The 13,587-nt window shown below is 70.8% G+C and carries 11 protein-coding genes; 7 read left to right on the top strand and 4 right to left on the bottom strand.

Annotation, left to right across the window (positions count from 1 at the left end):
- The first annotated feature begins 3 nt into the window (after positions 1-3).
- Positions 4-1,656, top strand: coding sequence for a cytochrome bc1 complex cytochrome b subunit (gene qcrB / locus ACRWK8_RS06750; RefSeq protein WP_378742556.1), 1,653 nt, complete (start codon positions 4-6; stop codon positions 1,654-1,656).
- A gap of 248 nt (positions 1,657-1,904) precedes the next feature.
- Here the strand turns inward: qcrB and ACRWK8_RS06745 are convergent, their stop codons facing one another.
- The gene (locus ACRWK8_RS06745) at positions 1,905-3,713 is read right to left on the bottom strand and encodes an AMP-dependent synthetase/ligase (RefSeq protein ID WP_378742554.1); all 1,809 of its coding nucleotides are present in this window, start codon (positions 3,711-3,713) and stop codon (positions 1,905-1,907) included.
- A 572-nt stretch (positions 3,714-4,285) separates the two neighbouring features.
- Here ACRWK8_RS06745 and ACRWK8_RS06740 point away from each other — a divergent pair.
- Positions 4,286-4,768 carry a hypothetical protein gene (locus ACRWK8_RS06740; RefSeq protein ID WP_378742552.1) on the top strand — a complete coding sequence of 161 codons (483 nt, stop codon included), beginning with the start codon at positions 4,286-4,288 and terminating at the stop codon, positions 4,766-4,768.
- Positions 4,769-4,949: 181 nt separating this feature from the next.
- Complete coding sequence (locus ACRWK8_RS06735; RefSeq protein WP_378742550.1) at positions 4,950-5,897, top strand: ROK family glucokinase; 948 nt, start codon at positions 4,950-4,952, stop codon at positions 5,895-5,897.
- 64 nt (positions 5,898-5,961) lie between these two features.
- Here the strand turns inward: ACRWK8_RS06735 and ACRWK8_RS06730 are convergent, their stop codons facing one another.
- Positions 5,962-6,825 carry a lysophospholipid acyltransferase family protein gene (locus tag ACRWK8_RS06730; protein ID WP_378742548.1) on the bottom strand — a complete coding sequence of 288 codons (864 nt, stop codon included), beginning with the start codon at positions 6,823-6,825 and terminating at the stop codon, positions 5,962-5,964.
- Between the two features lie 415 nt (positions 6,826-7,240).
- Between ACRWK8_RS06730 and ACRWK8_RS06725 the strand changes: the two genes are divergently transcribed.
- From ACRWK8_RS06725 to macS, 3 genes are all read left to right on the top strand, one after another.
- On the top strand, positions 7,241-8,038 hold the full coding sequence (locus tag ACRWK8_RS06725) for an alpha/beta hydrolase (RefSeq protein ID WP_431868997.1): 798 nt from the start codon (positions 7,241-7,243) through the stop codon (positions 8,036-8,038).
- Complete coding sequence (locus ACRWK8_RS06720) at positions 8,035-8,952, top strand: hypothetical protein (RefSeq protein ID WP_378742544.1); 918 nt, start codon at positions 8,035-8,037, stop codon at positions 8,950-8,952. The genes ACRWK8_RS06725 and ACRWK8_RS06720 overlap by 4 nt, the downstream gene beginning before the upstream one ends.
- A gap of 69 nt (positions 8,953-9,021) precedes the next feature.
- A complete protein-coding gene (gene macS, locus ACRWK8_RS06715; protein WP_431868995.1) occupies positions 9,022-10,104 on the top strand; it encodes a MacS family sensor histidine kinase in 1,083 nt (360 codons plus the stop codon).
- 36 nt (positions 10,105-10,140) lie between these two features.
- Here macS and ACRWK8_RS06710 read toward each other — a convergent pair whose 3' ends face one another.
- Positions 10,141-10,779 carry a molybdopterin-dependent oxidoreductase gene (locus ACRWK8_RS06710; protein ID WP_378742540.1) on the bottom strand — a complete coding sequence of 213 codons (639 nt, stop codon included), beginning with the start codon at positions 10,777-10,779 and terminating at the stop codon, positions 10,141-10,143.
- A 364-nt stretch (positions 10,780-11,143) separates the two neighbouring features.
- Here ACRWK8_RS06710 and aroF point away from each other — a divergent pair, with 364 nt between their 5' ends.
- Positions 11,144-12,190, top strand: a complete 1,047-nt coding sequence (gene aroF, locus ACRWK8_RS06705) for a 3-deoxy-7-phosphoheptulonate synthase (RefSeq protein ID WP_431868993.1) — start codon at positions 11,144-11,146, stop codon at positions 12,188-12,190.
- Positions 12,191-12,294: 104 nt separating this feature from the next.
- Here the strand turns inward: aroF and thiI are convergent, their stop codons facing one another.
- A complete protein-coding gene (thiI, locus tag ACRWK8_RS06700) occupies positions 12,295-13,587 on the bottom strand; it encodes a tRNA uracil 4-sulfurtransferase ThiI (protein WP_378742536.1) in 1,293 nt (430 codons plus the stop codon).

Raw genomic sequence — 13,587 nt, 5'->3', positions numbered from 1 at the left:
TCGATGAGTAAGACCACGCAAGCCCCCAAGGCGCTGCGCGGCGTCGGAAACTTCATCGACGACCGCTTCCACCTGGCCAAGACCGGTGAGAAGAACCTTCGCAAGGTCTTCCCGAACCACTGGTCCTTCATGCTGGGCGAGATCGCGCTGTACTCGTTCATCATCCTGCTCGTCAGCGGTGTGTTCCTCACGCTGTGGTTCAAGCCGAGCATGATCGAGGTCGTCTACGACGGCTCCTACGAGCGCCTCCAGGGCGTTCCGATGAGTGAGGCGTTCGCCTCGACCCTCTACATCGACTTCGACGTCCGTGGCGGGTTCCTCGTTCGACAGATCCACCACTGGGCCGCGCTGATCTTCGTGGCCTCGCTGGTGGTGCACGCGCTCCGGGTGTTCTTCACCGGTGCGTTCCGCAAGCCGCGTGAGATCAACTGGCTCATCGGTGTCGCCATCTTCACCCTGGCCATGGTCGAGGGCCTCTTCGGCTACTCGCTGCCGGACGACCTGCCCTCGGGCATGGGTGTCCGCATCCTCCAGGGCGTGATGCTGGCGCTGCCGCTGGTGGGCTCCTACGTGTCGATGTTCCTCTTCGGCGGGGAGTTCCCCGGCGAGGACATCATCACGCGCCTGTACATGTTGCACGTGCTGCTGATCCCCGCGCTGCTGCTGGGGCTCATCGTCGCGCACTTCATGATCCTCTGGCACCAGAAGCACACGCAGTACCCAGGACAGGGGCGAACGGACAAGACCGTGGTGGGAACACCCATGTTCCCCGCGTTCGCGGTCAAGGCGGGCGGGTTCTTCTTCTTCACGTTCGCCGTGATCGCCGGTCTGAGCGCGTTCGTCCAGATCAACCCGATCCACCTGTTCGGCCCGTTCACTCCGACGTCCATCACCTCCGGTCTCCAGCCGGACTGGTACATGGGCTTCATGGAGGGTTCGCTGCGTATCTTCCCGAACACCCTGGACTTCACGATCCCGATCGGCGCCGGGTACCCGGTCATGACGGCGGTCCTGGTCCCGGGTCTGGTGGTGCCGGGCCTGATCTTCGGTGCCATGGGCGCCTGGCCGTTCGTGGAGCAGTGGATCACCGGCGACAAGCGGGCCCACAACGTCGCGGACCGTCCTCGCAACGCCCCGGTCCGCACCGGTCTGGGTGTCGCGGGCATCGTCTTCTACGGTGTGCTCTGGCTCGCCGGGTCGAACGACATCCTGTCGGAGACCTTCTCGATCGACCTGTACCTGACCACGTACATCTTCCGTGTGCTGGTCATCGCCGGTCCGATCGTGGGCTACATCGTGACCAAGCGGATCTGCCTCGGTCTCCAGCGCCGTGACCGGGAGACCCTGGAACACGGTTACGAGAGCGGCATCATCCAGCAGCTGCCCAGCGGTGAGTTCATCGAGGTTCACAAGGAGAACTCCGACGAGACCACCCACGTGCTGGAGAGCAAGCCGGTCATCACCTCGACCGCTCTGGAAGAGGACGCGACCGACGACAACGGCGTGGAGAACCCGGCGGCCCGCAAGCCGACCGGCAAGCTGCGCCGTGCGCTCGCCCACTGGTACACGAAGGACAACGTGTCCTTCGAGGGCGTGGAGGCCCACACCGGCCACCACCTGCACCACTCCTCTCACGGGGACGACAAGGGCCACTAGGGTCCACCTGTCGTGACGACGGACCCGGCCGCATCGCGCGGCCGGGTCCGTCGTGTTTCCACCGGAGGCCTCCCCGGGGCCCTCAGGCCGTCGCTGGGGCCTCCGGGGCCGTCGCCCGGGTCAGTGGTCGTCCCCGGTCCGTCGGAGGTGCCAGGAGGCAGCCAGGGGCGGGCGCGGGGTCCGGGAACCACGGAGGGGGCCGACCGCCCGTGGCGGTCGGCCCCCTCCGGTCAACGGGAGCGTCGGGCTCAGCCCGCGTAGATGTCGTCGATCTCCTTGCTCCACTGCTTGCTGACGACGTGCCGCTTGACCTTCAGGGAGGCGGTCATCTGGCCGCCCTCCTCGGTGAAGTCACTGGGCAGGATCTTGAACTTCTTGATGCCCTCGGCCTTGGAGACGGCCTTGTTGGCGTCGTCCACGGCGCCCTGGATGGCTGCGTTGAGGTCGGCGTCGGCGGTGAGGTCGGAGATCTCGCCGGTCTTGCCGTTGGCGGACTTCCACAGCTCGAAGGACTCCGGGTCGATGGTGACCAGGGCCGCGATGAACTTGCGGTTGTCACCCACGACCATGCACTGGCTGACCAGGGCGTGGGAGCGGATGCGGTCCTCCAGGACGGCCGGGGCGACGTTCTTGCCGCCCGCGGTCACGATGATCTCCTTCTTGCGGCCGGTGATGCTGAGGAAGCCGTCGGCGTCGAGGGAGCCGAGGTCACCGGTGCGGTAGAAGCCGTCCTCGAAGGCCTCCTTGGTGGCCTTCTCGTTCTGCCAGTAACCGACCATGATGTGGTCGCCCTTGAGCAGGATCTCGCCGTCGTCCGCGATGCGCACGGTCGTGCCGGGCATGGGCTGGCCGACGGTGCCGATCTTGTTGAAGCCGGGGCTGTTGACCGAGGTCGGCGCGGTGGTCTCGGTGAGGCCGTAGCCCTCGATGATCGTCAGGCCGACGCCGCGGAAGAAGTGCCCGAGACGGTCGCCCAGGGCGGAGCCGCCGGAGACCGCGTAGTGGGCCTCGCCGCCGAGGCGGTCCGTGATCTTCCCGTAGACCAGCTTCTTGAACAGGCCGTGCTTGAGCTTGAGGGTGAACGGGACGTTCCCGGTGGCCAGCGCCTTGCTGTACTCGATGGCGGTGTCGGCGGCGGCGTTGAAGATCTTGCCCTTGCCCTCGCCCTCGGCCTTCTGCTGGGCCTTGGTGAAGACCTTCTCGAACACGCGGGGGACCGCGAGGAGGAAGGTGGGCCTGAAGACCGAGAACTGGTCGATCAGGTCCGGGCCGGTGCTGGGGTAGTGGCCCAGGACGGCCTTGCCCTCGATGACCATGACCTGCACGAAGCGCGCGAAGACGTGCGCGAGGGGCAGGAAGAGGAGGGTGGAGGGGGTGCCCTCGTGGCCGAGGATGATCGGCTTGGCCGGGCCCTCCAGCGCGGAGTGGGCGATGAAGAGGAAGTTGCGGTGGGTGAGTTCGCAACCCTTGGGGCGGCCGGTGGTGCCGGAGGTGTAGATGAGGGTGGCGAGGTCGTCGGCGCCCACCGCGGTGCGGCGGGTCTCGAGGTCCTCGTCGGAGACGTCGGTGCCTGTGGCGGTGAGGGCCGTGAGGTCGTCGCCGTCGAAGCGCCACAGGTGGGCGAGCTCGGGGGTGTTGGCCCGGATGCCCTCGACGCGCTTGGCGTGGTCCTCGGTCTCGACGAACGCGGCCTTGGCGCCGGAGTCGGAGAGGATCCACTCGATCTGCTCGGCGGAGGAGGTCTCGTAGATCGGTACGGTGACGGCGCCGATCGACCAGATGGCGTAGTCGACCGCGGTCCACTCGTAGCGGGTGCGCGACATGAGCGCGACACGGTCGCCCTGCCCGATGCCCGCGTTGATCAGGGCCTTGGCGTATCCGACGATGTCGCCGTGCAGGCGCTCGACGGTCACGTCGCGCCACTGGCCGGACCCGGCCTCCTCCTGACGGCGGGCGGCGACGGCGTTCGGCTCGCTGGCCGCGCGCGCAAAGAGCGTGTCGGTCAGCCGCGCGTCGTCGGAGATCTCAGCCTTCGCGGGAGAGCTGTATTCGCGCACGTGATGCTCCTGGACGTGTACGGGTTCTGGGTGGTGGGGACGTGACGACCGTAACAACACCATCCTACTCGTGAGTAGAACAGGTTGCCGTTCGGTATCCAACGGTGATCCGAGCTTGACGCGCCTCGCGGGGCGAACCCGCTGTTCGTCGGGCGTCCGCCGGTGGCCGGGCGTGGTCGGGTCGGGGCCTTCCCCTGTGGTGTTGTCGGCGTGACCGCGCCTGTGGGAGGGCGGTCGCCTCTCGTCGGGCCGTCCGGGAGTGCGCAGGTCAAGCGGGTGATCCCGGTGGGTGCTCGCGCGGAGCCGAGACTACCGCGCGGCGGGTTCCTCGCGCACATCCGGTGAGGTTCGCGTCGAATCCCCTCGAAACGGACGACCGTTCGCCCTCCTCGGTGCCCGCGGGTCCGCGTGTGTCCTCCCGGTCTCCACAACGTGACGCGGCCCCGGGGTCATCCCCGGGCGTGACCCCCGGGCGCCCCTGGCTCTTCCCTGAACCTCCCCCGGGGCGCCTGTCGACCCCGGGGCGGGGCGGTTACCGTGATGCCAGACGCACCTACAGGAGGCTCACGGACATGACCGAGAACAACACCGGGCGCTCGGAGCGGACGGGCGGCGGAAGCGCCGACGGCCCCGACCTCATCGACGACGCCCTGCGCCTCGTGGACGGCCTCCAGCGCAAGCTCCTGGTCGCCGGGGTCAAACGCGGGGTCAGCGCGGTCACCCACCCCCCGGCCAAGGCCGACGTGTGGGAGGAGGCGATCCGCGTGGAGACGCGGGAGCAGCGCCCCCCGCTGGAGGAGTTCGTGGAGATCGTGCGCAAGAGCGCCCCGGAGGTCGCGGGGCACCTCGGGCGGGCCGGGCTGTCCTTCGCGGACGCCGTCGGGCGCACCTGGGGAGTGATGGAGCGCTCCTTCGAGCAGGGGCGGGAGGAGGCCGCGCGGGCACGCGAGGAGCGGGAGAGGCGTGAGCGCGACGACCGTGAGCGGGACGCGCGCGCCCACCGTGAGTCGCCGGAGGGTGCGGACGAGGCTTCCAGGCCTGGTGAGAGCGGGTAGGGCGCGGCGGACTCGCGGGTCACAGTGGGGGATCGGGGCGAACCGGACAGTGGTCGCTCTCGGGGTGTGCGGCGACGCCTGAGCCTGGTTTAATCGAATGGTTTACACCATTTGAAAACCATCTGCCATGAACCTTGAGACTTATGTCAGAGTTCGGGCGTAAGTAGAAGGAGCTGCCCCCATGCTGACCATTGGCGTAGACATCGGCGGGACCAAGGTCGCCGCCGGTGTCGTCGACCACGACGGGCAGATCCTGGACAAGGTCAAGTACCCCACTCCGTCCCACGACCCCGACGGTCTGGCCGAGGTCGTCGGACGGGCGGTGCGGGAGCTCCGCGAGCGTCGGCCCGAACGCGAGGTCGGCGCGGTGGGCGTGGGGGTGGCCGGATTCGTCGACGAGGACCGCGCCACCGTCCAGGTCGCCGTCAACCTGGGTCTGCTCGACGAACCCCTCAAGGAGCGTGTGCGGCGCCACGTCGACCTGCCCGTGGTCGTCGAGAACGACGCCAACGCCGCCGCCTGGGCCGAGGCCCGCTTCGGCGCGGGGCGGGGCAGCGACCACATCGTCTGCGTGACCCTGGGCACCGGGATCGGCGGCGGACTGGTCCTCGGCGGCGCCCTGCACCGGGGCCGCCACGGAGTCGCCGCCGAGGTCGGCCACTACCGCATGGTCCCGCACGGCCGCCGCTGCGCCTGCGGCAACCACGGCTGCTGGGAGCAGTACGCCAGCGGTCGGGCCCTGGTGGCCGAGGGGCAGGACCTGGCCCGTACCGACCCCGAGAGGGGCGAGCGCATGCTCAAGCTCGCCGACGGCCTCGTGGAGCGGATCGAGGGCGAGGTCATCACCCGCGCCGCCATGGAGGGCGACCCGGCCGCCCTGGAGTGCTTCCGGATCGTGGGGGACTGGGCCGGGCTCGGCCTGGCCGACCTGGCCGCGATCCTGGACCCCGAGTGCTTCGTCCTCGGCGGCGGGGTCTCCGACGCGGGCGACATCCTGCTCGACCCGGTCCGCGCCTCCTTCGCGCGACACGTCTCCGGTCGCCCCGGCCGCCGCCTTGCCGAGGTGCGCGTCGCCGAGCTCGGCGGCGAGGCGGGCATCGTCGGCGCGGGCGACCTCGCCCGGCACTGAGGACCGACGAGAAGGGGGCGGCCACCGGGAACACCCGGTGTCCGCCCCCTTCGGCCGTCCGACGCTACCCCGCGTCGCTCGGCGGCGTCTCGGCCTGCTCGGCGTCGGCGCGGTCGGAGGCCTTCCGTGCGCGCTTCTCCTCGCGCCTGGCCTCCCTGCGGGCCTGGCGGTCGGACCTTCGCTCGGCGCGGCGGGTCCGGCGCTCGTCCTTGGCGCTGGCCTGCTGCTCGCGTCTGGCCTCCTTCTCCTCCGCCTCGATCTCGGCCTTGACCGCCTGGGCGTAGCGGTCCACGTACTCCTGGCCGGAGAGCTCCATGAGGGCGTACATGATCTCGTCGGTGATCGCCCGCAGGACCCGCTGGTCCTTCTCCATCCCGTAGTACCGGGAGAAGTCGAGCGGCTTGCCGAAGACGACCTTGGGGCGCACACCCAGCTTGGGGACGGTGCGCCCGGGGGGCATGATCTTCTCCAGGTTGATCATCGCCATCGGCACGACGGGGGCCCTGGCCTCCAGAGCGAGCCGCGCCACCCCGGTGCGGCCCCGGTAGAGCTTGCCGTCAGGGGAACGGGTGCCCTCGGGATAGATGCCCAGCAGGTCGCCGCGCTTGAGGACGCGCAGCCCGGTGCGCAGGGCCGCCTCGCTCGCCTTGCCGCCGGAGCGGTCGATGGGGATCTGGCCCACACCGGTGAAGAAGGCCCGGCTGAGGAACCCCTTCACGCCGGTGCCGGTGAAGTACTCGGCCTTGGCGAGGAAGGTGATCTTGCGCGGCAGCGGCAGCGGACCGAAGAAGTGGTCGGAGAACGACAGGTGGTTGCTGACCATGACGGCCGGACCACGCCGGGGCACGTTCTCCACGCCCTCCGCGCGGGGTTGCCACAACACGGCCAGGATCGGCCCCAGGATCGCCTTGACCACCCAGTAGAACATCGCTTCAGATCACCCCTGCATACGCGGGGAGCACTGGGCAGGGCCTGCCACGTCTCACTGTCCCGCTCGGCTGACATTGTCCGGAACGCCTCCGCCGCGAACACGGGGAGACTGACGGAGGTCATCTTCCCACCACGTGCGGGTCTCCACCAAAAGCATCCGGAACGGACCCGTGCCGTTCGTCGCGGGTCGGGAGGGGACGCGCCGCGGGGGCACTGTCGAGGATACTCACGACCGGTGTGGGCGTCGCGGCAGGTCCGCCCTCGGCACCCGGGAACACGCCGGGCGCTCCCGGAGTTCGGGCAGGAGAACGCTACCGTTCACTCGATGACAAACGCTCGCCCGAGCGACTAGCCTCACGGCTGGGGCCGCCGTCCCAGCCGGTTCCCCGCCGAACGATCCCGGGAGCAGACCTGTGAGACCGACCAGCGCCATCCCCCTGATCCCGGGGGCGGACCCCTTCAGTCACACGGGTTCGGGCGTCGGAGTCCTGCTCTGCCACGGGTTCACCGGGTCGCCGTACTCGATGCGCCCCTGGGCGGAGTACCTGGCCGAGGCGGGGCTGACCGTCGAACTCCCGCGCCTGCCCGGGCACGGGACCACCTGGCAGGACATGGCCACCACCACCAGCGACGACTGGTACGCGGCGGTGGAGTCGGCCCTGCTCGACCTCGCCGACCGGTGTGACGAGGTGTACGTCATGGGCCTGTCCATGGGCGGGGCCCTCACCCTGCGCCTGGCCCAGGAACACCCCGACATCGTTCGCGGTGTGGTCGTGGTCAACCCCTCCCTGACCGTGGAGGACCGCAGGCTCCCGGTGATCGCGCCGATCCGCCACCTGGCGGCGCGCCTGATGCCCTCCACCCCGGGCCTGTCCAGCGACGTCGCCATCGAGACCGCCTCCGAGGGCGGGTACGACCGGGTGCCCACCGCCGCCGCCGCGACACTCCCGAAGCTGTGGCGCGCGGTTCAGGGCGGCATGTCCGGTTTGCGGGCGCCGGTTCTGGCCTACCGGAGCCCCCAGGACCACGTCGTCGGACCGGACAGTCTGCGTATCCTCGCCAGGAGAGCGGTGAACACGCGACTGACGATCCACCTGCTCCACGACAGCTACCACGTCGCGACCCTCGACCACGACGCCGCCACCATCTTCGAAGGAAGCCTCGCGTTCGTACGCGAGCGCGGGAGAAGCGGGGAAGGATCCGACCGATGACGCAACGTCGGGGCAACGGCCTGCTCGCCGACGCCTACGTTCCGCTGATCCTGCTCGCGCCCTCCCACGCGGACCTCATGCTGGAGGCGCTGCGGCGCAGCGGGATCGCCGCCTACGCGGTCCCCCTGGCCGAGGACGTCCTGGAACCCTCCGGTGGCCAGACGGAGGACCCGCCCACCGACCACCTCTACGTCGACGCCGAGGAGCGGGGCGCCGCCGAGCGCGTGCTCGGCTCCGAACTGCCCGACCTGAGCGACCGGGACGCCGGGCCGGACCTGCTGGCCCCCCGTGTCGAGACCAGACCTGAGGCCGAGGGCGAGGAGAGCCAGGAACCCACCGCCGCGCACGAGGGCAACGACACGCCCGTCGGCGGCGACCTGCTCGACGGACCCCCGGCCGACATCGAGCCCGAGGCGCCGAGGAGGCGCCCCAAGGACGAGGACGACGTCTGGAACGACCTGGTCGCGCGTTTCTACGACGACACCGAGGGCACCAGTGAACAGCGCGGCCGGGTCGCCTGGCCCGACGTCGAGAACCTCAGCGCCCCGGACGAGCACCAGACCCGGCTCGGGGACATCCTCGCCAACCTGCCCCGGGACCCGGGCGAGGACGACGACGAGGAGTCCCGCGGGGAGGACCGACGCCGCGCCGAGGCGGAGATGGAGGGCCACTACGAGCCCCCGCCGCCACCACCCCTGCTCCAGGGCGACCGGGTGGGCATCGCGGCCTGGATCGGCCTCCTGGGCGGTCCGGTGCTGCTCTTCGGGGCCGCCTTCCTGGGGTTCACGCTGCCCAACGGGATCATGTTCCTGGCCGTCGCGGCCTTCCTGACCAGCTTCGTCGTGCTCATCCTGCGGATGACCGACTCGCGGCCCCCCGGTGACAACGGTCCCGACAACGGGGCGGTGGTCTGACCCCTGGGCTTCGACGTCCCCCTCTGGCGCACCATCGCCCTGTTCCGCGCCGTCGCTCTGGTCTACGCCGTGGTGCCGCTCGCCCAGCACCACGCGTACCTGTCCAGACCCTGGGTCGCCTGGGCGGTGCTGGTCGTCATGGCCGCCTGGACCGTGGTGACGACCTACGCCTACGCGCGTCCGGCCTGGCGCACCTCGCGCCTGCTGGTGGCCGACCTCGCCGTGGCCTTCGGCTGCATGTTCGCCACGGGGCTGGCGGCCGCCCCCCACTACCTCACCCAGGCGCCGCCGCTGAGTTCCTACTGGTTCGCGGGGGCCGCCCTGTCGGCCAGCGTCATCTGGGGGCGACGCGGAGCCGCCACGGTCGCCCTCGCCTACGGCGGAGCGGACATCACCCTGCGCCTTCTGATGGACGCCAACGTGACCGCCGCCACCGTGCGGGGTGTGGCGCTGCTCCTGCTGGCCTGCCTGGCCGTGGGCTACATGGCACGGGTCGCGGAGCAGGCCGAGGAGCGCTTCGCCCGGGCGGTGACCATGGAGGCGCGCATCCGGGAACGCGAACAGCTCGCCCGTTCCATCCACGACTCCGTCCTCCAGGTCCTGGCGCTCGTGCGCCGCCGTGGCGACGAGATCGGAGGCCAGGCCGCCGAGCTGGGCCGGATGGCCGGTGAGCAGGAGGTGCGGCTGCGGTCCCTGCTCACCGACGGCCTGGACGCGGCGGCGTCCGTGCCCTCGGGGCCCGGGACCGAGGCCGCCCCGGGCGCCCCCGCCGACCTGCGGGAGGCCCTGCGCCGTCTGGAGTCCGTGCGCGTCTCGGTCTCGGCGCCCGCCACCCCGGTGCTCCTGCCCGGGGACACCGCCGCCGAACTCGCCGCCGCCGCGTCCGCCGCCCTCGACAACGTGGAGCGGCACTGCCCGCCCGGGACCAGGGCCTGGGTCCTGCTGGAGGACGAGGGCCACGCGGTCACCGTGACCGTGCGCGACGACGGCCCCGGCATCCCGCCCGGGCGCCTGGAACGGGCCCGTGACGAGGGCCGCCTCGGCGTCGCGCAGTCGGTCGTCGGCCGGATCCGCGACCTCGGTGGCACCACGGAGCTGTACTCGGAGCCAGGGGAGGGCACCGAGATCGAGATGTCCGTCCCCCGGGACTGACCCCTCCGGCGGACCGGGTCCGCCGGCGGACCGGGGTCAGCGGAGCGGGGGCCCTGCCCCGGGGTCCTCCTGGTGGGAGAAGCGCTCCTCGTTCCACGGGTCGGCCCGGTTGTGGTAGCCGCGCTCCTCCCAGAACCCCCGGCGATCACCCACCATGTACTCCACGGACCGCAGCCACTTCACGCTCTTCCAGCCGTACAGGTGGGGCACCACCAGGCGCACGGGGAAGCCGTGCTCCGGGGCGAGGGGCACGCCGTCGCGGTGCGTGGCGAGCAGTACCCCGTCGTCGAGGAAGTCGTCCACCCGCAGGTTGGCGCTGTATCCGTACTCCCCCCAGGCCATCACGTGCGTGACCTCGGGGGAGGGCGGGGCGAGGTGGACGAGGTCGGCGGCCGGAACCCCGCCCCAGGGGACGTCGGGAACGCTGAACCGCATCACGCAGTGGAAGTCGCGGACGACGTCCCTGCGGGGCAGGGCGCCGAACTCCTCCCAGGTCCACCGGTAGGTGCCCAGCGACTCGGTCGCGCCGAAGACGCGGAAGTCCCACCGCTGCGGTCGGAAGGTCGGCACCCGGCCGTAGTGGAGGGGCCTGTGCTCGTACCGGACCGCCTGGCCCGGAGGCAGCCGTGGTCGCTGGTCCCCGCCCGTGTCCCCGGCCTCGTCGCCCTCGGACAACCCGTTCCCCCGTCCCTTCGCTCCGGCCCCGCGGCCCCCGGTACGTCCCCCCGTGCCGGGGCGGACGACGGCGTCCTGTCATCCTGCCAGGCGCCCGCGAGAGCCACGTCACTCCCCCCGGTTGTGTGGGGGAGTGCTCACCTTGCGCTATAGTCGCTGCCATGCAGCAGAACTTTTGGCGCTTTTATGGCTACCGGCCCATCTCCCCGGTCGCCTGTGAAGCGCTGCGCTGACACAGACGATCTTCCAGGAGCCCCGGGCCGGTAACGGCCCGGGGCTCCTTTGTTTTCGCCCGGGGTCGAAGCCCCCGGCCCCGGCGTGACAGCCGCGCGGCTCAGCCACCCAAACACACAGGGACAACCACATGGTCATCGTTATGGCGCCGGGCGCCACCGCCGACAACATCGACGCCCTCGTCGAGCTGGTCACCTCCGCCGGAGGCGAGGCGTACGTGACACGCGGCGTCAGCCGCACCATCATCGGCCTGGTCGGCGACGTCGAGCGCTTCCAGGACCTCGGCCTGGCCGCCAAGCCCGGTGTGAGCGACGTACTGCGCATCTCGGCGCCGTACAAGCTCGTCAGCCGCGAGAACCACGACAGCCGCACCGTGGTCAGCGTGCGCGGTGTCCCGATCGGCGGCGACAACATGACCGTCATCGCCGGGCCCTGCGCGGTCGAGACCCCCGAGCAGACCCTGGAGGCCGCCCTCATGGCCAGGGCCGCCGGGGCGGCGCTCCTGCGCGGCGGAGCCTACAAGCCCCGCACCTCCCCGTACGCCTTCCAGGGGCTGGGTGAGGAGGGCCTGAAGATCCTCGCCGACGTGCGCGAGAAGACCGGTCTGCCGATCGTCACCGAGGTCGTGGACGCCGCCGACGTCGAGCTGGTCGCCTCGTACGCGGACATGCTCCAGGTGGGCACCCGCAACATGCAGAACTTCGCCCTGCTCCAGGCGGTCGGGGACGCCGGGAAGCCGGTCCTGCTCAAGCGCGGCATGAGCGCCACCATCGAGGAGTGGTTGATGGCCGCCGAGTACGTCGCCCAGCGCGGCAACCTCGACATCGTCCTGTGCGAGCGCGGTATCCGCACCTTCGAGAAAGCCACCCGCAACACCCTGGACATCAGCGCCGTCCCGGTCGCGCAGAGCCTCACGCACCTGCCGGTGATCGTGGACCCGTCGCACTCCGGCGGCAAGCGCGACCTGGTCCTGCCGCTCTCCCGCGCGGCCATCGCGATCGGCGCCGACGGTGTCATCGTGGACGTGCACCCGAGCCCGGAGACCGCGCTCTGCGACGGCCCCCAGGCGCTGCTGGAGGAGGACCTGGCGGAGCTGCGGGACCTGGCGGGCACCCTGGCCACCCTGAGCGGCCGCACCCTCACCCCCGTGCCCGCGCGCGAACTCGCCGGCAGCTGAACCGCGCCCCCTGAGCCACGGGTCCAGGGGTGACACGACCGTGCCCCGGACGCTCACGAGCGTCCGGGGCACGTACCGTCGCCGGGCCCGAGGGCCCGTCGGTCCTACACGGCCGGGGTCACGGCCTTGGCGGCGGAGGGCGCGACCTGCGCGGGCGCGGCCTCGCCCAGGAAGCTGGGGCGGTGCAGCTGAGCGGTGGTCACCAGGTGCTCGGCCAGCTCCTCGGCGTCCAGGCGCTTCTCGATCTGCCGCAGGTCACCGATCTTCGCGGCGGTCTCGACCTGACGCGGCGTCAGCATCGTGCAGCAGTCCTCGTCCGGCAGCTCCGAGATGGCCAGCGTCCCGATCCTCCGGGCCTGGTCCATGATCTCGGTCTTGTCCATGCCGATGAGGGGCCGCAGGATCGGCAGGTCCACCGCGTCGTCCAGGGCGGTGAGGTTGGTCATCGTCTGGCTGGAGACCTGGCCCAGGGCGTCCCCCGTGATCAGGCACTCCGCCTTGAGGTCGTCGGCCAGGGCCTCGGCGGTCTTGAGCATCAGGCGCCGCTGGGCCACGATCTGGAGCCGCTCGATACCGGAGCTCTTCAGCTGCTGCTGGGCCTTGCCGAAGGGGACCACGAACAGGCGCGAGCCCACCTGGTAGCGGTCCAGCTGGCGGACCAGGCTGTAGGCCTTGTAGATGGACTCGGGTCCGGTGAAGGGCATCCCGGAGAAGTGCAGGAAGTCCACCTTGAGCCCGCGCCGGATCATCCGGTGGGCGGCGACGGGGGAGTCGATGCCGCCGGACATCAGCACCAGGCCCCGCCCGCTCATCCCGGCGGGCAGACCGCCCTGGCCGGGGACGCCGTCGGTGAAGACGAACGCCTCGTCCTTGTCGACCTCGACGTGGAGGGTGTTGTCGGGACGCTTGAGGTTCACCTTGTAGCCGTGCGCCTCGATGATCTTGGAACCGAGGTACCCGGCCAGCTCACCGGAGTTCATCTCGAACCGCTTGTCACGGCGCCGGGCGCGCACCGCGAAGGTGCCCTCGCGGCCCGCCAGGGAGCGCACGCCGATGTCGGTGATGGCGTCCAGGTCCTTGGCCACGCGACGGACCAGGTGCACCCAGACCACGCCCATGACGTTGGCCATGCGGTCCGCGATCTCCGCGATCTCCAGGTCGGAGGCCCCGGGCTTGCGCACGATGATCACGCCCGCGCCGCGCTGGGAGAGGCGGATGTCGCCCAGGTCGCGCACGGAGGACCTGATGTTGTTGTGCAGGCGGCGCTCGAACAGCTTGCGGTTGGAGCCCTTGAGAACGATCTCGCCGAGCTTCATGAGCACGCAGAGCTCGCCGAGCCCGGCGTCGGCTCCGACCTCGGTTACGGGGAGCGGCGCGGACTCCAGCGACGCGGACAT

The sequence above is a fragment of the Nocardiopsis eucommiae genome, from assembly GCF_965344335.1.
GTDB lineage: Bacteria > Actinomycetota > Actinomycetes > Streptosporangiales > Streptosporangiaceae > Nocardiopsis > Nocardiopsis eucommiae.
The sequence above is the reverse complement of the archived record's forward strand: the minus strand, read 5'-3'. Positions and strand labels throughout refer to the sequence as shown.

Bases quoted from the DNA above. Each gene is read 5' to 3' on its own strand.
- qcrB (WP_378742556.1), top strand. From the start codon at position 4: ATGAGTAAGACCACGCAAGCCCCCAAGGCGCTGCGCGGCGTCGGAAAC.
- thiI (WP_378742536.1), bottom strand. From the start codon at position 13,587: ATGTCCGCGTCGCTGGAGTCCGCGCCGCTCCCCGTAACCGAGGTCGGA.
- ACRWK8_RS06730 (WP_378742548.1), bottom strand. From the start codon at position 6,825: ATGTTCTACTGGGTGGTCAAGGCGATCCTGGGGCCGATCCTGGCCGTG.
- ACRWK8_RS06735 (WP_378742550.1), top strand. From the start codon at position 4,950: ATGCTGACCATTGGCGTAGACATCGGCGGGACCAAGGTCGCCGCCGGT.
- aroF (WP_431868993.1), top strand. From the start codon at position 11,144: ATGGTCATCGTTATGGCGCCGGGCGCCACCGCCGACAACATCGACGCC.
- ACRWK8_RS06720 (WP_378742544.1), top strand. From the start codon at position 8,035: ATGACGCAACGTCGGGGCAACGGCCTGCTCGCCGACGCCTACGTTCCG.
- ACRWK8_RS06740 (WP_378742552.1), top strand. From the start codon at position 4,286: ATGACCGAGAACAACACCGGGCGCTCGGAGCGGACGGGCGGCGGAAGC.